Source organism: Archangium sp. Cb G35 (assembly GCF_001896145.1).
GTDB lineage: Bacteria > Myxococcota > Myxococcia > Myxococcales > Myxococcaceae > Archangium > Archangium violaceum.
Window position 1 is genome coordinate 1 of record NZ_MPOI01000003.1, and the last position, 19,915, is coordinate 19,915.

Genomic DNA, 19,915 nt, shown 5'->3' on the forward strand with positions numbered 1-19,915 from the left:
CTGAAGGACCACCTGGGGCGTCACCCCTCTACTCCACCCTCTACGGTGGGATACTCCGACAAGCTCCTAGAGCACCGGACGGATTGAAGCTCTAGAGATTTCGAGGGCTTGGAAGGAGGCTCGACAGAGAAGGGGCAGGATGGACACCTTACTTCAGCCGTGAGGCGGAGCGAGGTAACCATGGAGATAGAGCGGTGGAGGCCCAAGCAGGAGCTGAGCGAGCAGGAGGAGCGCATCATCGAGCGGATGAAGAGCACCGGGAAGCTCTTCGCCTTCCTGCGCAGACACCGCCACGAGCTCTTCGATGAGGCCTTCCAGGCCGAGTTGGAAACCATGTATCGCCAGACGGGGGCGGGAAAAGAACCGCTGCCTCCGGCACGCATGGCCATGGCCACGCTCCTTCAGGGCTATCTGGGCGCCTCGGATGCCACCATGGTGGAGCTGACTGTTTTCGACCTGCGCGTGCAGATGGTGCTGGATTGCCTGGGCCACAGCGAGCCAGCCTTCTCCAAGGGGGCCTTGTGCGACTTCCGCCACCGCCTCATTGGCGCCAACATGGACCGGCGCCTGCTGGAGAAGAGCGTGGAGGTGGCCATGGGCCAGCAGGAGTTCGGCTGGCGCGCGCTGAAGTCCTCGCTGCGAGTGGCCATCGACTCGCGCCCATTGGAGGGAGCAGGCCGCGTCGAGGACACCTTCAACCTGCTGGGTCATGCCGCGCGCAAGGTGGTGGCATGCGTCGCGGGGCTGCTGAAATGCTCCACTGACAGGGTGTGTCGCGAGGCGGGCATTCCCCTGCTGCTGGAGTCGAGCGTGAAGAAGGCGCTGGATGTGGATTGGAATGAAGCCGGGCAGAGGACACGGGCGCTTCAAGTCCTCATCCAACAATTGGACAGCCTGGTGCAATGGCTGCGGCGGGAGTTGCCCGAGCAACTCGTGGAGGAGCCCCTGGCGGGGCACCTCAAGACGCTCGAGCAACTGCGCGGCCAGGACCTGGAGCCGGACCCGGACGGAGGAGGAGTGCGCATCCGCCAGACCGTGGCGCACGACAGGCGCGTGTCGGTGGAAGACGGCGAAATGCGTCACGGGCGCAAGAGCCAGAGCAAGCGCTTCAACGGCTTCAAACAACACATCGCGGCGGAGATGGAGTTGGACCTCATCGTGGCGTGCACCGTCACCCCAGCAAATCGGCCCGAGGCGGAAGCCACCCCAGAACTCCAAAAGGACATGCAACGGCAGGGAATGGAGATTGGCGAGCTGTACATCGACCGTGGGTACATCAAAAGCCCGGTGGTGGAGTCGGTGCTGGAGCAGCGAGGCGAGGTGCTGTGCAAGCCGTGGGCGACACAGAATGGGGAACTGTTGCCCAAGTCAGCATTCAAGCTGGACATGAGGAGCCGGACAGTCACATGCCCAGGAGGCCAGAGGCTGCCCTTCAAGCCTGGGTCTGTCGTGGAATTCGATGCAAAGGTATGCGGCCAATGCCCTCTACGTGCCGAGTGCACGACGGCTCAACCCGAGCACGGGCGGATGGTACGCATTGCCGAGGATGAGGCTCTCCAGCAGCGACTGCACAAACTGGTGAAGTCGCCGACGGGCCGCGCACGGCTCAGAGAACGGGTGAAGGTGGAGCACCGGCTGGCCCATCTGTCTCGCCGACAGGGACGGCGAGCCCGCTACCGCGGAGTGCGCAAGAACACCTTTGACCTGCGACGTGCCGCTACCCTCCAGAACATCGAGTCCTGGCAGCGGCACCTTGAATCGCCTCGGGCTCAAGCCCAAAAGACTGGGGTACCTTCAAACCGTCCGGTGCTCTAGAAGCTACTCCAGGAGCGTATTGCTGGAGCCCGGGGCCCCCGAGAGAGTCCTCAGGATGCCCCATCGCTTCATGAGTCGTTAGCGCTCAATAGCTCGCGTCATAGTCGGCGCCGGTCCTGAGGGACAACCAGGTCTCATCGCAACGATGCTCAGGAGAGCCATTCGCACCGTAGTCGCACTCATAGGTGCCACTTCCAATGTAATAGCTGTGACTGCCTGGCTGGAGGTTGGTGCTGAGGTTGGACTTCATCGAGGTGTTGTACAGAAGGGCACCCCGGTCAAACCAATGACGCTCAGGTCTCCCGAGGACAGCACGTTGCGGTTGGCGTCGAAGGGGCTGCCGCTCTTCTTCTCCAGCGCGATGGTCCCATCCGAACTCTGAGCCGCAGAAGGTGTCAAAGGTGGCGTGATGCGGGTGCTGGGCGGCAGCCGCCGGCAGTTGCGGCTCGCGCAGGCCTCGGAGTTCGCGGCCATTGGCCTGCTATCGGGCCTCACCGCGGCGGCCGCCGCCTCCATCCTGGCCGGGGTCATCGCCACTCAGGTGTTCGGACTGCCGTGGCAGGCGGACTCGGGGTACTGGCGGCGGTGAGCGCGGGCATGTTCGCCACCCGCCGGGTGCTGGACGCGCCCCCCTCGGTGACGCTGCGGGAGGTGCAGGGCTGAGCGGAGAGCCGACTTTCCATGCGGGGCGCGGCACGACGATTATTTTGCGGCGTCACTTGATTATTTTTTGAAGTCCAACGTCCAGAGGGCCACACCGCGATGCTCAACGAAAGATGGCCTTCCGATGTCGATGAACCCGTGTGGAGATGGTCGTGCAGCATCCTCGTTCGCACCGCTCCCGCGGAGAGGCCTGTCCGAGACGGATGAATTCCTCCCGGTCATGGGAGCGGCGATGGGCGAGTGGCTGCCCATGTTGCGCGTCTTCGCTCAGCAGGATGAGACTCTTCTCATCTGTGGAGAAACGGGGACTGGCAAGTCCCGGCTGGCCCGCTGGTTTCATGCCCACTCCCGCCGCCGCGACGAGGCCTTCGAGGTTCTGGAGCTGTTATCGGTTCCAGAAGAGTTGCAGATGGCGGAGCTCGTGGGCTGGAAGAAGGGCGCCTTCACCGGAGCGGTGGGTAGCAACGTGGGCAGCGTGGCGCGCGCGGAGGGCGGCACGCTGTTCATCGATGAGATCGACAAGCTGTCGCTCAGGGCCCAGGCGGGTCTGCTCCACCTGCTGGAGGAGCGCGGCTACCGGGCCCTGGGCGAAGACACGGGGAAGAAGCGCGCCAACGTGCGCTTCATCATTGGCACCAACGTGAATCTGTTGGGGGCCGTGCGCGCCGGGCACTTCCGGGAGGACCTCTACTACCGCATCAACGTCCTGCCCTTCCGCCTCCCTCCCCTGGATGAGCGCCGGGACGAGATTCGTCCATGGGCCCGGTTCATGGTGGAGCGCTGCGAGCGCGAGCACGGGACCTCTGCCCGGGTGCGGCTGACAACCGGGGCGGAACAACTCCTGTCGAGCCAGCCCTGGCCGGGAAACCTGCGCCAGCTCGACAACATCGTCCGGAGGGCCTTCTCGCTGGCGTTGGTGGAGGCAAATGGCTCGGGCGAGGTGGTGATAGAGGAAGGGAGCGTGGCTCGGGCATTGGCCTGCGAGGCGATGCCCGGACCGAAGACGCTCTGCGAAGCATTGCGGCGCACGGCTCGCGCATTCGTGGAGGAAGCCTGCCGGCGCGAGATTCCCCTGGACCTGGACCTGGCGGATGCCTTTCGGGGCTTCGTGCTGGGCACGGCGGTCCATGAACTGGGGCGGGACGAGGCCTTCCGCGTGCTCGGCCGCGAGGGCCTGGTTCGCAATCGCAATCACCACAAGGTCCTCAAGCGCGAGGTGGATCGGGTGAACGCGCTGTTGACGGCCCTGGGCGAGCAGGATTCCTCGTTTTCTCAAATACTGTCATTGGAGCAATAGCGCTCACGCGGGCGGATGCGTTGATGCCAGACGCGTCCGCGTTGAATGGGAACGCGGCGAAACACTTTTTTCCCGTCCCAGTGCGTGTTCGGGAAGCGCCTCCAGAGGGAAGGCGCTGGATGCCGCGTCTGGCATAGCCATTGCTGAATAAATCCATCGCAGGACATTTTCGTTACCCCCCAACCAGGAGTTGAAGACGTGTCGAATCGCAATCAGGGTCGTCGTCTGCTGTGTGGTGCGCTCGTGGGAAGCATGAGCCTCGTCGCGTGTGGGCCCATGGCCGAGGAGCCGGCGGGCAGCGCGGCCGTCCAATCCCTGGAACCCGGCCCGCTGGCCGTGTCCTGCGCGGAGGTGAAGGCCTCCGGGCTCCCGATGGACCGCAATTACGTGCTCTACCTGAACGCGGAGTTCAGCAAGCCCTACATCGCCTTCTGCGATGCCGAGGGCGGCACCTACCTGACGCTGCCCACGGGCGAGGGACGCAACTTCTCCCAGTACATCAACGTGAGTGGGCAATCCGTCTCCACCACGTGGAACCGGGTCCGGTTCGATCCGGCGACCCAGACCCTGGATGTCGATGACTTCMGCTTCGCCACCTCGACGGGWGGCATCCCYCAGTGGGATACGTACACCGTGGCCTATGGCCTGGCGGGTGACTGCTCCGGTTTCTACTCCTCCGCGGGCCGCGCSAACGTGGACCTGACGGGCCTGCCCTTCGYGGTCACCGCCACCTGGAGCACCCACGGCTACTACCCGGCCGGCGGGTCCACCCGGTCGTCCAATGGCCAGGTCGTCGATATCACCGGTGGTGGCTTCTGCGGCAGCACCCTCGTCGATGGCCCCTTCACCGTGAGCTACGTGGGTTATGGCTCGTGCGACGCCGTCGCCGCCGCGGGCGGAGCGCAGGAGCAGGACTACACGCTGTACCTGGACCAGGACAGCAACAAGCCCTACGAGGCCTACTGCGCGACGGGGGGCGGCACCTACCTGACGCTGCCCACGGGCGAGGGACGCAACTTCTCCCAGTACATCAACGTGAGTGGACAGTCCGTCTCCACCACGTGGAACCGGGTCCGGTTCGATCCGGCGACCCAGACCCTGGATGTCGATGACTTCAGCTTCGCCACCTCGACGGGTGGCATCCCTCAGTGGGATACGTACACCGTGGCCTATGGCCTGGCGGGTGACTGCTCCGGTTTCTACTCCTCCGCGGGCCGCGCCAACGTGGACCTGACGGGCCTGCCCTTCGTGGTCACCGCCACCTGGAGCACCCACGGCTACTACCCGGCCGGCGGGTCCACCCGGTCGTCCAATGGCCAGGTCGTCGATATCACCGGTGGTGGCTTCTGCGGCAGCACCCTCGTCGATGGCCCCTTCACCGTGAGCTACCGCAATCGCATTCCCCGGTAGGAAAGGTAGCGGCTTCGCCTCGGGACCCTGGGCAGGTTCCGAGGCGGGTCATGACGAAATAGGTCACCTCGAGTACGAAATTTGTCACCTGGAGCCTGAGCAGGTGAGCAAGCACCAGGAATTCCGAGGGGTTTGAGCGGCGCCCGGGCGTGGCATGCCGTCTGCTTTCGTGCCCGCCGCCCGGGCAACCCTCCCAATTCCTATCGTACACAAGCGCCTCACCTCTCTCAGGAGAATCATGTTCAACAAGGAACCATCGCGGAGACGCTCGGGGTCTGTCCTGAAAACCCTATGGGTGGCATGCGTGGCGGTCTGGGCCGGTCAGGCCCGCGCGGAAGACCTGCATGGCAAGGCATGGGATGCGCCCCAGCGGAGCGTGCTGTCACAAAGTCTGACCGATTCCCTGGCCGTAGCGCCGGACGGAACCCTGTGGGCCTGGGGTCTCAACAACTACGGTCAGGCCGGAGATGGAACGACGACGCCGCGGCTCACCCCCGTGCGGGTGCCGGGCCTGACGAACGTGGTGGCCACCGCGGCTTCTCCCGGTAACTTCTCGCTCGCGGTGAAAAAGAATGGCTCCGTGTGGGCCTGGGGCGCCAACTTCTACGGCCAGCTCGGAGATGGGACGACGACCCGGCGGCTCACTCCCATGCAGGTGCCTGGTCTGACGAACGTGGTCTCCGTCGCGGCCGGCCGGGTCTTCTCCCTGGCCCTCGAAAGGGACGGCACGGTGTGGAGCTGGGGCAACAACGACTACGGCCAGCTCGGAGATGGGACGACGGCCCGGCGGCTCACCCCGGTGCGGGTGCCAGGCCTGGCGGACGTCGTCTCCATCGCGGCCAGTGGCTCGCACTGCCTGGCGGTGAGACGGGATGGCTCCGTGTGGGCCTGGGGTGCCAACTTCTACGGCCAGCTCGGGGATGGGACGACGACCCATCGGCTCACCCCGGTGCGGGTGCCGGGCCTGACGAACGTGGTGGCCGTCTCGACCGCTTCCATCACCTTCTCCCTGGCGCTGCGCGGGGATGGCACCGTGTGGGCCTGGGGAGAGAATTACACGGGCCAGCTCGGGGATGGGACGACGGCCCAGCGACTCACTCCGGTGCGAGTGTCGGGCCTGACGAACGTGGCCGCCATCTCGGCCGGTCACAGCGGCTTCTCCCTGGCGCTCAAAAGGAACGGCACGGTGTGGGGCTGGGGCAGCAACGACTACGGCCAGCTCGGGGTGGAAACCCCGTTCAGGCGGCTCACTCCGGAGCAGGTGATGGGGGTGAAACATGGCGTGGCCGTGGCAGCCGGCAGCCATGGTTCCCTGATGTTGCGGAAGGATGGCACCCTCTGGGCCTGGGGCACCGACCAGAAGGGAGTGCTCGGCACCGGGACCGCCATCGTGGGCCCGAGGTCTCCGTCGCCCGTGTTGGGACTCTCGAACACGGCCTCCATTTACGCCGGTTCGCACCACTCCCTGGCGCTGCGCGGAGATGGCACCGTGTGGGGCTGGGGCTCCAACAGCTACGGCGAGCTCGGGGCCGTAAACGGTTCCGCGATGGATCAGTACGCTCCGGTGTGGCTCGAGGGCTTGACGGACATCACGGCCCTCTTCTCCGGCACGAGCGCGTTCCACACCCTGGCACTGCGCGGGGATGGCACCGTCTGGGCCTGGGGCTCCAACCAATTCGGCCAGCTCGGGGACGGGTCGGGGGGCTGGTTCGGCGGTCCTCCCACGCAGGTGGTGGGTCTGACGGACGTGAAGACGCTCGCGGCGGGTGAATTCAGCTCCGTGGCGGTACGAGAGGATGGCACCGTCTGGGCCTGGGGATACAACATGGTGGGCGGGGACATGTACGACCCGAGCAATCAGTACCTCACCCCGGTGCAGGTGCAGGGGCTGCAGGACGTGCAGACGGTGTCGAACAGTGGCCGCCATGCCCTGGCGTTGCGCGCGGATGGCACCGTGTGGAGCTGGGGCGAGAACCTCGACGGCCAGCTCGGGAATGGGACGCGGCTCAACCAGGCCACGCCGGTGCAGGCGACGGGCTTGACGGACGTGGTGAGCATCTCGGCCGGTGTCAACCACTCCCTGGCGTTGCGCGCGGATGGCACCGTCTGGGCCTGGGGTGCCAACACCTACGGCCAGCTCGGTGGTGGGACAACGGGCCCGGCCCGGCCCACTCCCGGGCAGGTGCCAGGCCTGACGGATGTGGTGGCCATCGTGGCGGGCTACTCCGTCTCCCTGGCGGTGCGAAGCGACGGCACCGTATGGGCATGGGGGGGGATGCGCGCGGATCCGCTCACGGTGCCCGAAATCCGGCCCACCCCGGCCCCGATGGAGGGCCTGACGAACGTGGTGGCTGTCGCGCTCGGCCGGTACCACGGACTGGCGCTGCGCGCGGATGGCACCCTGGTGGGTTGGGGCAACAACGAGCAGGGACAGCTCGCCAATGGCGAATCACCCCGGCATTTCACCCCGGTCCGCACGCTGCTGCCCTGCCGCTTCAAGGGGCATCCCTCGCACGAGCACCACGCCTCCGGTCTGGTGCCGTGCCACGTGGTTCCCTGACGGACACAGGTGACGCCCCCGTCGCCTGGTAGCGACGGGTCACGCACGAGGCGGCATCCGCTGTCGCAAGGCAGGCCTGGATGCCGCCGGCTCGCTTCGATGGCTCGCGAGCGCGAAGTCCTCACCGATCACACTCTTGGGACACGCGGCGTTCTTCCGGATGAGCCCTCGTCACCTGCCGCAGCGCCGCGTGTACGCCTGGAGCTGATTCACGAAGCGCTCCCGCTCCGGTGCCGGCCACTCCTTGGGGAGCCCGTCCACGGCGCGCCGCTGTTCGGCCACGGCTTCTTCGCACTGCCCCAGCCCGAAGTGCGTGGCCGCGGAGACCTCGAGCACGTACGGATTGCCAGGAGCCTCCGTCCGGGCCCTCCTCGCGAGCGGCGCGGCCTCGGCATACCGCCCCTCCCGCGCGTGCGCCCACGCCAGCTCGCCGGCAGACCACCAGTACTCGGTATCCAGCTCGTTCAGATGCCGGAGGGCGGGGAGGTACGCGGGATCTTCCGGCAATTGCCGCGCCAGCGTCGAGGCCAGATCGAACCAGGCCCAGACACTCCTGGGAAAGGCCTTCGCACGCATCCGGACCCACTCGAGCTTCTGCTCCGGTGACAGACTCACGCCCCCTGGCGACATCTGGGCCTTGATGGTGTACGGAATCTCGATGGGATGACCCGCCAGCGTCGCGGGCTGGAACCTCGCCCCCTCGATCGCCGCGAACATGGCCTCCGTGAAACCATAGGGCGCGGATTCCAGCACCTCGCAATCCCGGCTCCTTCCGTCCACTCCGAAGCGGCAGCGGATGACCACGAGCGCGAAGGCTTTGTTCTTGAACGCTTCGCGTGGGTACTTGGGAAGGTCGCCCGAGAGCCGCTTGGGAGCCTTGAAGTGCTCGCGCAGGAAGTCGCAGGCCTGCTGGAACGAGGCCTCGCAGGCCGCCGTCAGGTCCTCCGAGGCCTGACGGACCTCCGCTTCCGTGGGCGTCCCCCGCAGGAGCTGGACCGCTTCGGCGAAGATGGACGGGGCCTGGGCTGGTTCCACCACCACCTCGGGGGTGCCAACGGGCTTGGGAGCTCCCGGCGGGGACGTGGGGAGCTCCAGGTACTTGTCCAGGGCCAGGGACAGGGCACCGTGACTGGCCGGCAATGCCGGCAGGGCCTTCGCATGGAGGCATCCGGCCGAGAGGAAGAGGAGCGAGGAGAGGGCAACCAGGTAGCAGCGCATCGCGCGCAGCCTACCCAACCCCGCGCACCGCACCGGGGTTTTCCCTCTCATGCGCATCGAGCATGGAGGACATACAGAGAATGCGCGTGGGCAGGGACGAGCGGATGTGCTCCAGATAGCCCATGCGCTCGTTCTCCCGGCTCCTCCTCTCCAGTTGCCTGTTGTTGCTCACCCACTGCGCCCACTCGAACGGGCCCGCCCTGGCCAAGGGACCCGCCCCCGTGGTCCAGACCGGCCGGGGACCCGTGCGGGGCCTCGCCTATGAAGATGGCATCTCCACCTTCCTCGGCATCCCCTTCGCCCAGCCCCCCACGGGCGAGCGCCGCTGGCGCCCTCCCGAGCCCGCCGAGGCCTGGAGCACCCCGCGTGAGGCCTCGCACTTCGGTGTCCGCTGCCCCCAGGTGGACATGCGCAACGGCAAGCCCGTCGAGCCCGCCAGCGAGGACTGCCTCACCCTCAACGTGTGGACGCCCGCGCTCCAGCCCCAGAAGCCCGCCCCGGTGATGGTCTACATCCACGGCGGCGGATTCACCCTCGGCTCGACCCAGGATGAGCTGTACGACGGCTCGGCACTGGCTCGCGCGGGTGTGGTGGTGGTGAGCATGAACTACCGGCTGGGCGCGCTGGGCTTCCTCGCCCACCCCGCGCTCGGCGCTGTAGCGCCCGAAGGATCCTCCGGCAACTACGGCCTCATGGACCAGCGGCTCGCGCTCGAGTGGGTGCGCGACAACATCTCCGCCTTCGGAGGAGACCCCACCCAGGTCACGCTCTTCGGCGAGTCCGCGGGCGCCATCTCCGCGTGCCTGCAGATGGTCTCGCCCGCGGCCCAGGGTCTCTTCCACCGGCTCATCGCCGAGAGCGGCACCTGCTACCTGGGCACCACGCCCCTGAAGGATCCGGGCACGCCCGAGCTGGAGGACAGCGCCGAGGAGCGCGGAGTGCGCTTCGCCCGCGAGGTGGGATGCACCGAGGGTGACATCGCCGCGTGCCTGCGCACCCGGACGCCCGGGCAACTGCTCGCCGCGAGTGGGGCCGCGCTCGATCTGGTCAAGCCACGGGTGGGCTTCGGGCCGGTGGTGGATGGAAACGTCATCCCCACGGCGCCGCGCCAGCTCCTCGCGGAGGGCAAGTACGCGAAGGTGCCCTTGATGCTGGGTACCAACCGGGACGAGGGCACGATCTTCACCCTCCAGGCGAAGATCGACACGCCCGAGCAGTACGAGGCCGCGGTGAACCTGCGCGCCCCTGGCAAGGCCGAGCCCCTGCTGCGCGCCTATCCCGCGAAGGACTTCAGCTCGCCCAAGGCGGCCTTCAGCCGGCTGCTCGGCGACGCGATCTTCGTGTGCCCCACCCGGCGGCTCGCGCGCACGCTGACGGAGCAGGGGCAGCCCGTGCATGCCTATTTCTTCACCTACGAGCCCAGGAAGCCCCTGGGCAGCGTCTTCGGTGGGATGCTGAAGCTGGGTGCGTACCACTCCGCCGAGCTGCCCTTCGTCTTTGGCCTGAGCCAAGGCCGGTTCGCCCTGGACTCCGACGCCGAGCGGGAGCTGTCCAGGAAGATCATCGGCTATTGGACCCGCTTCGCCACCCAGGGAAACCCGAATGGCGAGGGCGCGGTGCAGTGGCCCGCCTATACCCGGGACGGGGAGCAGTACCTCGAAATCAACCTGGAGCTCGGGCAGGGCTCGAACCTGAACGCCCAGCGCTGCGACGTGCTGGACTCGCTCGGACTCTGAGCGGCGCGGCGAGGTGCCAGCCTTCACAAAGCCGCTGGCGCCACCGCACCTTGAGTCAGAGGGAGGTTCCCGCGATGCCAACTCCGACCGAGATCGATACGTCGTTCCTTCAGCTCACATCCCTGGGTCTGCCCACCGTGCTGCACAAGGGCTCGCGTGGCCCATTGGTCATCGAGCTGCAACGCAGGCTGATGGCCGCCGGCTTCGACCCCGGCCCCACGGACGGCTTCTTCGGTGCGCAGACGGAGGACGCGGTGCTGTCCTTCCAGCGGGACAAGGGAATGAACGGGGACGGCATCGTGGACTCCGGCACCTGGCGCGAGCTCGGAGTCGAATTCCAGCCTCCTGAGCGGGAAGAGCCCGAGGGACCGGGCCTCTCCCTGGAGCAGTTGCGCACCGTCATGCCCAACTGCTCGGAGATGCAGGCCACCGAGCTGCTGCCGCACCTCAACGCGGCGATGCTCGAGGCGGACATCACGACGCCCCAGCGCCAGGCCGCATTCCTCGCCGAGCTGGCGTTCGTGACGGGCCAGCTCAACATGCTCGAGGAGCCGGATTCAGGCGAGCAGTACGAGGGCCGTGAAGACCTGGGCAACGTGCGGCCAGGGGACGGCTCTCGCTACAAGGGCCGAGGCCCCCTGCTGCTCACCGGACGGGCCAACTACCGCGCCGCCGGCAAGGCGCTGGGCATCGACCTGGAGAACAACCCCGAGCTGGCCGTGAACCCGGAGGTGGGTTTCCGCGTGGCGGCCTGGTACTGGAACAGCCGTGACCTCAACCAGGTGGCGGACCAGGGGGACTTCGAGGAAGTCACCCGCCGCTTCATCGGGCGAGACACCGTGCTGCCCAGGCACATGGTCTTCTACCGGCGTGCGCTGTCCATGCTCGCTCATTAGGTGCTGGCGCGCAGCAGACGCGCGGCGATTGGCAGATGATCGGAGGGCTCGTTCTCCGACGGCATCGGCGTCAGGCCGTCCAGCTCCGGCAGCCGGTCCGGCCGCGCCCGCAGCGCGCGCGAGTGGAAGAGGAAGTCGATCGCCTTGGCACTCCCGTTCGCGTTACAGGTCGGCTGGTGCCGCCCCTCGTAGGCATCGAGCAGCCCGGCCGCCACGAACACTCGGACCAGCGGCTCCCCGGGCCGCGCGTTGAAGTCACCGCACACGACCCACAGGGCCTCCGGGTCCCGCTGGACCAGTTCCTCGAGCAGCTCCGCCGCCTCCTGCATCCCCTGGTGCTGCTCCACGGGCCTGTCCGGCCGATCCCAGCGCAGGTGCGTACACGCCACGCGCAACCGGTCCCCTCCAACGTCGAAGTCCACCACCAGCGCCAGGTGCCCGGATACGCGCCCGTCCTCCAGCCGGTCCCTGAAGTAGTGGGCCCGGTGACCCTGGCAGCGTTCCATGCGATGGAACACCGCGCAGCCGTCGGGCCGGCCCTGCTGCTTCAGGGCCAGCACACCCACGTACCCGTGTGGCGCCAGCGCCCCCTGGAGCGCGGAGAAGCTGCCGGGCTCCACCTCCTGCAGGCAAACGATGTCCGCGTCCAGCCCCAGGATCCGGCGGGCCAGCGCATCCTGGCGCCTCCTCGGCTCGAAGATGTCCGCGGGTGTGTGCGGGAACCACTCGGGCTTGACGTAGGCGTCCGCCAGGATGTTGTACGAGGCAACTCGCAGCTCCACCGTCATGGGCAAAGTATAGGCGGAATGGAGAGCCGGTTGAGAGGACCCATCGAGCGTCGGGTAGCGCACGGGGGGTCTCCGGTACTGTCGAGCCTCCGACTTCCCGGGCACGCGCCGCACAGCGCCCGCCTTGTGACCCCAGCGCTCCGCTCGCAGCCTCGTCACCTCACCCTGGGAGGAGGACATCCATGCGCAACGGTTGGGCAGCGGCGGCCATCGGTTTCGTGGTGTTCAGCGCAACGGCAGCGGCCGCGGACGACGAGGAGTCCGTGCTCCACTGCGAGCGATTCGCCGATGGCGGCCTGGTGGCGGAGGTGCACAGCTATCCGGCGTTCATCGCAGTCGACACGTACATCTTCAACGACAGCGAGACGCGGACATTCACGGTCACGTCGATCCATGACTGGCCTCGCAACGCGGAGCCGAGCTCCGTGAGCATCGACGTCGGTCCGGGCACCAGCATCGGCGGGACCAGCTTCTTCACGCTGGAGAGCTATGAGCAGTGCGCGAGCCTCGCGGACCGCGAGGAGCGCGCCCAGACGGGCAAGCCCATCCGCCTCAAGACCTTCGCCAAGGTCCGCACCTCCACCGGTGAGAAGGCGAAGTGCGTCGCGCGCGTCGTCTGCCACCCGCCTCAGACACCTTGAAGCCCGTGCGGCTTCACCCGGTGGCCGCCGGCTCGAACCACTGTAGGAGTTGAACGGTCACCCCATTGGGGTCCTTGATCTGAAAGAGCCGCTCTCCCCACGGCTCATCCTTCAGCGGCGCGGTGATGGGAACACCCGCCGCTCGCAGCCGCTTCTCCTCGGCCCGCGCATCCTCGACCTCGAGCGCGATGATGAGACCGCTCGCCTTCTCATCACTGACGGTCTCCTCGGGAGTGATCCGCGCACCGCACTGGAGGAAGAAGAGCTCGTGCCCGTCGTCGTGCCTGAGCTTGGCGAAGACGCCAGGTTGGTCGAGCAGGACCTTGTAGCCAAGGTGCGACGTGTAGAACGCGACGCCCGCGGCAACGTCGGGCACCTGAAGGCAGAGGGTCATTCGAACGATATGCATCGCGAGGCTCCGTGGTCAGCGCTGCGTGCGCGCAAGGGTGTCCGCGGCTTCGAGCTCCTCGCGGAACTGCTCTCTCTCCTCCGCGGAGAGCGCAATCCGCTGGAACTCCTCCCGCGCACTCCGGGCACGTGCCTCGTCTCCGAGTGCGATGGCCAACTCGGCCCGGGCGGCGAGCGCCCGCGCGCGCTCAATGGGCAGGCCCGGCTCACTTCGCGCGAGCGCCACATCCAGAACCTTCGCGGCGGCCAGGTCGTCTCCCTTGAAGTCGCGCAGGCGCGCGGCGGCTCGAAGTGCCTTGCCCAGATGCGATGAGGATTGTGGCTTCTGGCTCTCGTCGTAGTCGTCTGGAGCATTCTTCCGGATGAAGATGACGGAGTTGCCAGCGGGGTCCACCACGGTGAACCGGCTCTGCCCCTTCCTCATCCGAGAGATTCGCGGCAGCCCCGAGATCGGCAGCTTGCCGAAGACGGAGCGCAGTGCCTCGGCGAAGGATTGATGCAGACGCTCGACTTCCGGAACGATCACCAGGCAGGTGGTGTACGCCTCCGTTGGCTTCAATCCCTTCACACCCGCGAAGTGGAGTTGCGCCCCATCGTGCTCGACGACCGCGTACGGGTTCGGCGTGGTCTGCCGATAGGTCCGCTGGAATCCGAGCAGCCCATAGAAGTCCAGCGTCTCGTCGAGCGAAACACAAGGCAGCACGGGGATCGTCACTGCGTGCGTCACGGGTACCTCCTGGGGTGTGTTCACGCCTCGTCCGAGCCGGACGCGTCCTTCTCGAGAAGCTGCCGCGCTTCCCTCAAGCCGTTCACGGCGGCGCGGAGTTGCCGCGCGTTCATCCCGGCGCCGAGCCGGTTCGCCCAGACGGCCTGCCGTCCCTCGACGCGCCGGAGCGCCTCACGGCCCTTGGCCGTCATCGAGATGAGCTTCGCTCGACGGTGGTGGGGATTCTCGAGGTACTCGATGAAGCCATCCCGCTCGAGGGCGTCGGCGGTCTGCTGAACGCCCTGGCGGCTCAGTCCCATGAGCCGCGCCACGTTGGCGACGGGCGCCGGAGCGTGGTCCACCACCCCCAACACCTGCCACCGGGCACTGCTGAGCCCCAGGGGCCCGGTCAATCGCTCCCCCGCCTCCAGCGCGAGGCCATTGAGCCGGAAGACCTCGAGCACCAGCTCCGTGAATGCCTCGCCCTCCTCGGTCAGCGCCGCCATGGACAGCATCCTGTCAACATGACAAGGCCTTGTCAAATCGGGTTCTGACTGCCCAGGCAGGGGAGCCCGGGCATGATGAACGGCTCGGAGGTGGAAACGCATGAAACGACTGGTCGCGCCGTCCTGCTGCATCGCGCTGCTCCTGCTGCTGAGCTGTGACCCGGCCAGCAGGCCCGGACCGGGCACCCAGACGCCCACTGCCACCAAGAGCGCCAAACGGGGGATTGCCTACGACCTCGCCACGCCAGAGGACCTCGCGGCCCTCTCGCCGGGGGTGAGCTGGTGGTACAACTGGAGCCCTCGTCCCCATCGGGACGTGCCCACGGACTACCGGTCCCGTTACGGCATGGACTTCCTCCCCATGCTGTGGAACGGGAACTTCGACAGCGCGAGCATCGAGGCCTTCCTGAAGGCCAACCCGGACATCCAGTACCTGCTGCTCCTCAACGAGCCCAACCTCACGGACCAGGCCAACATGTCGCCCCAGGACGCGGCGCGGCTATGGCCCCGGTACGAGAGCGTCGCCGCGAACACCGGCGTCAAGCTGGTCGGTCCCGGGATGAACTGGGGAACCTACCCGGGCTACTCGGACCCCGTCGTCTGGCTCGATGCGTTCTACGCGGCCTACCGCGCGGCCAATGGCAACCGGGACCCGCGCATCGACTACCTCGCGTTCCACTGGTACGACTACGGACTCGCGGGCCAGTTGGACCGGCTCACGAAGTACGGCAAGCAGTTCTGGGTCACCGAATTCGCCAACTGCCACAGTCAGCGAGATGGCGCGCAGATCGACTCGGTCGCCAAACAGAAGGCCCAGATGACGGAAATGGTGGCCGTCTGCGAGAACCGTGACGACGTGTTCCGTTACGCCTGGTTCACGGGCCGGTGGACGAATGATCCGTGCTTCGCGAGCCTGCTGGGCGCCCAGGGAACCCTGACGGAACTGGGCGCCCACTACCTCTCCCTGCCCTTCCGCTGACCAGGTCGGGACAGCGTCTCAACTCGCGGAGCCGGGCTCGAAGCGCGCGAGGAAGACCTTGAATTGGAGCGAGATGAAGATCGGCCGCGGCTCCACCAGCCCGGTCCGGGCGAGCATCGCGAACAGGGCGGCGTCGGACTCGATGGGCCGCACCTCCGCGAGGCGCTGGCGCCGATTCTCCAGCGCATCCTGGGGGACGCCATACGCCCGCAACCGCCGGAGCTCCACGTTCGTCAACACGGGGTCATTGCCGACGCGGCAGCCCACGACGAGCGGCGCTCCAGGCTTGAGCCGCCGGGTCACCTCCCGCAGCAACTCGAGCCGGGCCTCCTCACCTTGCACATGGTGCAGCACCCCCATCATCTGCGCACCGTCGAACGGGGGGCCGGGCGGCAGGGTACGCAGCTCGCCCACGTGCAGCTGCGTGCGAGAGAGCAGCCCCTCGGCCTCCAGGCGCTTGCGGGCGACGTCGAGCATGGCGTCGGAGGGATCCACCCCCGTGAAGCGCCAGCCCGGCACGCCGAAGCGGGTGTAGGGCACCAACTCCGCGCCCGTGCCCACTCCCACGAAGAGCAGTGACGCCGCCTCCTGGCCGTCGAGCTGTGCGGTCAACGCGCTGACGCCGAGCTCGTACATCGCCTGGGCGCCCGCGAGGTTGACGGATGCCTGGGCGTCGTAGTGGGCGGCGCGGTCGGCACCAAAGCCCGGCACGATGTGGTGGACGGAATGGGTGTGGTGTTCGTGAGCCATGACGTGTCCTCTGAAGGCCCGCGGGAAACGGGCGAGCCATCAGAAGATGCGTCGGGACCCCGCTGAATGGGAGGGCGGGGATTCAGGCCGGATCGGCGGAAATTCCGGTCCCCCCCAGGGCCGCTGGGACGTCCGAGAGGGTGAAGCCCACCGTGTTGCACCCATTCGTGCTCTTCGCGAAGACGCTTCCGCCATGCATCTTGGCCACGGCCTTCACGATCGACAGGCCAAGGCCGTGGTTGTTCCGGCTGTTCCGGCGCGCCCCGTCGACCCGGTAGAAACGATCGAACAGCCGCTCGAGGTGTTGTTCCGGAATCGGCGCCCCCACGTTCGTGACGGCGATGTGCACCTGGGACTCCCGCTGCGCGATGGCCACGACGATCTCCGCGCCACGCTCGGAGTGCTCGATGGCATTGACGAGCAGGTTGCTGGCGGCTCGCCGGAACAGGGAGCTCTCGAACGACGTCCGGGCATCTCCCTCCACCCGCACCGAGACGCCCGCTTCCTCGAGAAGGAGCTCGAGGAACTCGACCGTCTTCGAAACCTCCTCCGCGGCCGAGGCGTCCACCCGGCCGAGCGCCGTCTCTCCTTGATCCGCCCGGGCGAGGAAGAGCATGTCGTTGACGATCTCCCGCAGGCGGTCGAGCTCCTCGAGGTTCGATTGCAGGACCTCCTGGAGCTCAGGCGCGGTCCGCTCCTTGGCCAGCGCCACCTGCGTCTGGCCGATGAGGTTCGCCAGCGGCGTCCGCAGCTCATGGGCCACGTCGGCATTGAAGCCCTCGAGCTGGGCGTACGCACGCTCCACCCTGTCCAACGCGCCGTTGAACGAGGAGACCAGGTCGGCGAGCTCACGCGGCAGGGGCGAGAGCCGCAGCCGCTGCGACAGGTCTCTCGGGCTGAGGGACTGGGCCTCCTGGGACAAACTGCTCAACGGCGCGAGCCCCACCTTGGCGATGCGATGGCCGAGGATCGCGACGACGGCGACTCCCGCGAGACAGAGCACGACCAGCGCCCCGGCGAAGGCGTTCAAGGTGTCGCGGAACCTCGTCGAATCCACCGCCGAGATGATCCGGACCTCCGGGCGCTCGCCATTGGGCGGGAAGGTGCGCGCGGTCGCCAGCATCGAACGGCCCTCCAGCTCGAGCACGAACGTCCCGTCCCCATGGGTGCGGAACCGTTCGCGCAGCTCCGCTGGCACGTCGCCGTACTCGAACCGCGGGTCGGGGCCGATGACCCAGAACAACGCGCTCCCGTCGAGCGGCGTGAGCGCGTCGAGCTTGGCGCGCAGGCCCAGCCACTTCTCGGCGCTGTCGTTCCGGGTGCACATCATGCCCACGTAGTCGAGCCGGGTGTTCACCTCGCTGAGCTGGTGGCGGTCGAATTCGCGGTGGAGCACGTACTGCAATGAGAAGCCGAGCAACGAGAAGACCCCGAGCGAGGCCAACGCGAACATCACGGCCAGCCGCCTGGCGATCGAGGCCGTCATGACGCCTCCTCCTCGTCGCGCACCTCGAGCACGTACCCCATGCCGCGGATGGTGTGGAGGAGCTTGCGCTCATGGGGCCCGTCCACCTTCGCCCTCAGGCGCTTGATGGCGACCTCCACGACGTTCGTGTTGCTGTCGAAGTTCATGTCCCACACCTGCTCGGCGATCACCGTCTTCGACAGGATCTGCCCCTCGCGCCGGGCGAGCAATGCGAGCAGGGCGAACTCCTTGGCGGTCAGGTCGAGCCGGCTCCCGGTGCGGTAGGCCTTCCGGCTGAGCAGATCGATCTCGAGGTCTCCAATCCGGAGCTGGGTCGGCTCCTGCGAGCGGCCGCGCCGGGTCACCGCCTGCAAGCGGGCGACGAGCTCCAGAAAGGAGAACGGCTTGACGAGGTAGTCATCCGCCCCCTCGCGGAGCCCGTGGACCCGGTCGTCCACCCGGTCTCGCGCGGTGAGCATGAGGACGGGCGTCTGCTTGCGCGTCCGGATGGCCCGGAGCACGGCGAAGCCATCCATCTCCGGGAGCATCACGTCGAGGACGATCACGTCATAGTCGTGATGCAGGGCCAGGGCATACCCATCCGGCCCGGTCCTCGCCACGTCGACCGTGTACCCCTGCTCGTTGAGGCCCCGATGCAGGTACTCGGCCGTCTTCACCTCGTCCTCGACGATGAGGAGCTTCATGCCTCCTCCTGGAGCGGAGGCATGAGTCCCATGGTCTGGTAGAGGCGCACGAGCCGGAGCGACACGTCCGCGGTGGCCTGGGCATCCTGAAGCTCGAGGGCATAGAGGGTGCGCTCGGCATCGAGGACCTCCAGCAGCGACAAGGTCCCCTCCGCGTATTGCCGGCGCGCGAGCGCGGCGGCCCGGCGAGCCGACTCGGTGGCGGCGGCGAGCTCGTTCCGCCGACTCTCCCCCTGGGTATAGAGGATGAGCGCCGTCTGGACCTCCTGGAGTCCCGTGCGTGCCGTCAGCTCATAGCTCAAGTAAGCCTGCTCCTGTCTCGCGTCCGCGGCGTCGATCATGGCGCGAATGCGTCCAAAGTCGAGCAGAGGCGCGACGAGGCCCGCGCCGAGCGACCAGAGCAGAGAGCCGCCCGACAGGAAGGCCGCCGCCTCGGTCCCACTCTGGAGCCCCAGCACGCTTCCGAGGGTGAGCCGGGGGTAACGGAGGGCCTCCGCCGCCCCCCGCCGGGCCACGGCGGCCAGTAGCCGTTCCTGGGCCGCCCGGACGTCGGGCCGCTGGCCGATGACCTCCGTCGGCGTGAGGAGCACGCCCATCGCGCTCGCACGTGGGACGGGACCGGTCTCGGGGAGCACCTCTCCGAGCTCGGCCGGAGTCGTGGCCAGAAGCAGGACGAGGCGTTGGCGGGAGGACCCGGCGAGCTCCGCGAGCTGGGCGACCCGGGCCCGCGTCTCGCCCCGGGTGGTGAGGGTGCGCTCGACATCGAGACGGCTGGCGACGCCCTGCTCGAACCGGGCCCGGGCGATCCGAAGCGTCTCCTCCGCGGCCTTCGCGTTGGCCTCGGCGATGGTGTGCTGGGTGCGGTAGAGGCGGTACTCCAGATAGGTGCGTGCTACCTCGGCGGCCATCGTGAGCCGCACCCCGTCACGCTCTGCCATCGTCGCCGCCTGGTCCGCCTCCGCGGCCCGGGACTCCTGGCGCAGACGCCCGAAGACGTCGGCCTCCCAGCTCGCCTCGACGCCGAGCGTGGCGATGGGCCGTGCCATGTTGGTCCCCAGCAGCCGCCCCTGGTTGAGCCCCGCATTGCCGTTGAGCTGTGGAAGGAGTGCGGCCTGGGAGCCCTCACGCAGCGCCCGCGCCTCGCGGATTCGCGCATCGGCGAGTCGAAGCTCCAGGTTCCGGCGCTCGGCCAGGGCGATCAACGCATCGAGCACCGGATCCCCGAACGACCGCCACCACGCCGCGTCGATGGAAGCGCTGGGGGCCGTGGCTGGAGCACCCTCCCACTCCGTCTGGAGCTCCGAGGGGCGCAGGCTCGGCGGAGCCGCGCTCACACAACCCGTGACGGTAAGGAGTACGGCCATGAATCCCAC

At 67.6% G+C, this 19,915-nt stretch carries 18 protein-coding genes; 9 read left to right on the forward strand and 9 right to left on the reverse strand.

Annotated elements, in window-relative coordinates; genetic code table 11:
- Nucleotides 1-180 precede the first annotated feature (180 nt).
- From BO221_RS10520 to BO221_RS10540, 5 genes are all read left to right on the forward strand, one after another.
- Complete coding sequence (locus tag BO221_RS10520) at nucleotides 181-1,815, forward strand: IS1182 family transposase (protein ID WP_073560307.1); 1,635 nt, start codon at nucleotides 181-183, stop codon at nucleotides 1,813-1,815.
- 406 nt (nucleotides 1,816-2,221) lie between these two features.
- On the forward strand, nucleotides 2,222-2,404 hold the full coding sequence (locus BO221_RS10525) for a hypothetical protein (RefSeq protein ID WP_198956094.1): 183 nt from the start codon (nucleotides 2,222-2,224) through the stop codon (nucleotides 2,402-2,404).
- A 294-nt stretch (nucleotides 2,405-2,698) separates the two neighbouring features.
- Nucleotides 2,699-3,775, forward strand: coding sequence for a sigma-54 dependent transcriptional regulator (locus BO221_RS10530; RefSeq protein ID WP_304528701.1), 1,077 nt, complete (start codon nucleotides 2,699-2,701; stop codon nucleotides 3,773-3,775).
- A 198-nt stretch (nucleotides 3,776-3,973) separates the two neighbouring features.
- Nucleotides 3,974-5,185, forward strand: coding sequence for a GON domain-containing protein (locus BO221_RS10535; protein WP_143195371.1), 1,212 nt, complete (start codon nucleotides 3,974-3,976; stop codon nucleotides 5,183-5,185).
- A 304-nt stretch (nucleotides 5,186-5,489) separates the two neighbouring features.
- Nucleotides 5,490-7,745 (forward strand): RCC1 domain-containing protein, encoded by a 2,256-nt coding sequence (locus tag BO221_RS10540; protein ID WP_233165896.1) that lies wholly within the window; start codon nucleotides 5,490-5,492, stop codon nucleotides 7,743-7,745.
- A gap of 171 nt (nucleotides 7,746-7,916) precedes the next feature.
- On the opposite strand, the gene BO221_RS10545 is transcribed toward BO221_RS10540, so the two are convergent.
- A complete protein-coding gene (locus BO221_RS10545) occupies nucleotides 7,917-8,963 on the reverse strand; it encodes an energy transducer TonB (RefSeq protein ID WP_073560310.1) in 1,047 nt (348 codons plus the stop codon).
- Between the two features lie 122 nt (nucleotides 8,964-9,085).
- Here BO221_RS10545 and BO221_RS10550 point away from each other — a divergent pair, with 122 nt between their 5' ends.
- A complete protein-coding gene (locus tag BO221_RS10550; RefSeq protein WP_083680928.1) occupies nucleotides 9,086-10,699 on the forward strand; it encodes a carboxylesterase/lipase family protein in 1,614 nt (537 codons plus the stop codon).
- A 74-nt stretch (nucleotides 10,700-10,773) separates the two neighbouring features.
- Entirely contained in the window at nucleotides 10,774-11,595 is an 822-nt protein-coding gene (locus BO221_RS52420; RefSeq protein WP_083680929.1) for a peptidoglycan-binding protein, read from the forward strand.
- Here the strand turns inward: BO221_RS52420 and BO221_RS10565 are convergent.
- Nucleotides 11,592-12,446, reverse strand: coding sequence for an endonuclease/exonuclease/phosphatase family protein (locus tag BO221_RS10565; RefSeq protein ID WP_158079815.1), 855 nt, complete (start codon nucleotides 12,444-12,446; stop codon nucleotides 11,592-11,594). The two genes, BO221_RS52420 and BO221_RS10565, sit on opposite strands and share 4 nt — an antisense overlap.
- A gap of 119 nt (nucleotides 12,447-12,565) precedes the next feature.
- Here BO221_RS10565 and BO221_RS10570 point away from each other — a divergent pair, with 119 nt between their 5' ends.
- Entirely contained in the window at nucleotides 12,566-13,024 is a 459-nt protein-coding gene (locus BO221_RS10570; protein WP_073560312.1) for a hypothetical protein, read from the forward strand.
- Between the two features lie 13 nt (nucleotides 13,025-13,037).
- Here BO221_RS10570 and BO221_RS10575 read toward each other — a convergent pair whose 3' ends face one another.
- Genes BO221_RS10575 through BO221_RS10585 form a run of 3 tightly spaced genes read right to left on the reverse strand, consistent with a single transcriptional unit; the run spans nucleotide 13,038 to nucleotide 14,644 of the window.
- On the reverse strand, nucleotides 13,038-13,433 hold the full coding sequence (locus tag BO221_RS10575; RefSeq protein WP_073560313.1) for a VOC family protein: 396 nt from the start codon (nucleotides 13,431-13,433) through the stop codon (nucleotides 13,038-13,040).
- Nucleotides 13,434-13,448: 15 nt separating this feature from the next.
- Nucleotides 13,449-14,159, reverse strand: coding sequence for a hypothetical protein (locus BO221_RS10580; RefSeq protein ID WP_073560314.1), 711 nt, complete (start codon nucleotides 14,157-14,159; stop codon nucleotides 13,449-13,451).
- A 20-nt stretch (nucleotides 14,160-14,179) separates the two neighbouring features.
- Complete coding sequence (locus tag BO221_RS10585; protein ID WP_073560315.1) at nucleotides 14,180-14,644, reverse strand: MarR family winged helix-turn-helix transcriptional regulator; 465 nt, start codon at nucleotides 14,642-14,644, stop codon at nucleotides 14,180-14,182.
- Nucleotides 14,645-14,744: 100 nt separating this feature from the next.
- On the opposite strand from BO221_RS10585, the gene BO221_RS10590 reads away from it, so the two are divergent.
- Nucleotides 14,745-15,623, forward strand: coding sequence for a glycoside hydrolase family protein (locus tag BO221_RS10590; RefSeq protein WP_083680930.1), 879 nt, complete (start codon nucleotides 14,745-14,747; stop codon nucleotides 15,621-15,623).
- Between the two features lie 18 nt (nucleotides 15,624-15,641).
- Here the strand turns inward: BO221_RS10590 and BO221_RS10595 are convergent, their stop codons facing one another.
- The 4 genes from BO221_RS10595 to BO221_RS10610 all read right to left on the reverse strand — a co-directional run bounded on the left by BO221_RS10595 (nucleotide 15,642) and on the right by BO221_RS10610 (nucleotide 19,906).
- Nucleotides 15,642-16,373 carry a class I SAM-dependent methyltransferase gene (locus BO221_RS10595; RefSeq protein ID WP_073560316.1) on the reverse strand — a complete coding sequence of 244 codons (732 nt, stop codon included), beginning with the start codon at nucleotides 16,371-16,373 and terminating at the stop codon, nucleotides 15,642-15,644.
- A gap of 82 nt (nucleotides 16,374-16,455) precedes the next feature.
- Nucleotides 16,456-17,859, reverse strand: a complete 1,404-nt coding sequence (locus tag BO221_RS10600) for a heavy metal sensor histidine kinase (RefSeq protein ID WP_073560317.1) — start codon at nucleotides 17,857-17,859, stop codon at nucleotides 16,456-16,458.
- The gene (locus tag BO221_RS10605; RefSeq protein ID WP_073560318.1) at nucleotides 17,856-18,542 is read right to left on the reverse strand and encodes a heavy metal response regulator transcription factor; all 687 of its coding nucleotides are present in this window, start codon (nucleotides 18,540-18,542) and stop codon (nucleotides 17,856-17,858) included. The genes BO221_RS10600 and BO221_RS10605 overlap by 4 nt, the downstream gene beginning before the upstream one ends.
- Nucleotides 18,539-19,906, reverse strand: coding sequence for an efflux transporter outer membrane subunit (locus BO221_RS10610; RefSeq protein WP_158079816.1), 1,368 nt, complete (start codon nucleotides 19,904-19,906; stop codon nucleotides 18,539-18,541). Before BO221_RS10610 ends, BO221_RS10605 begins: the two co-directional genes overlap by 4 nt.
- Between the last annotated feature and the right edge of the window lie 9 nt (nucleotides 19,907-19,915).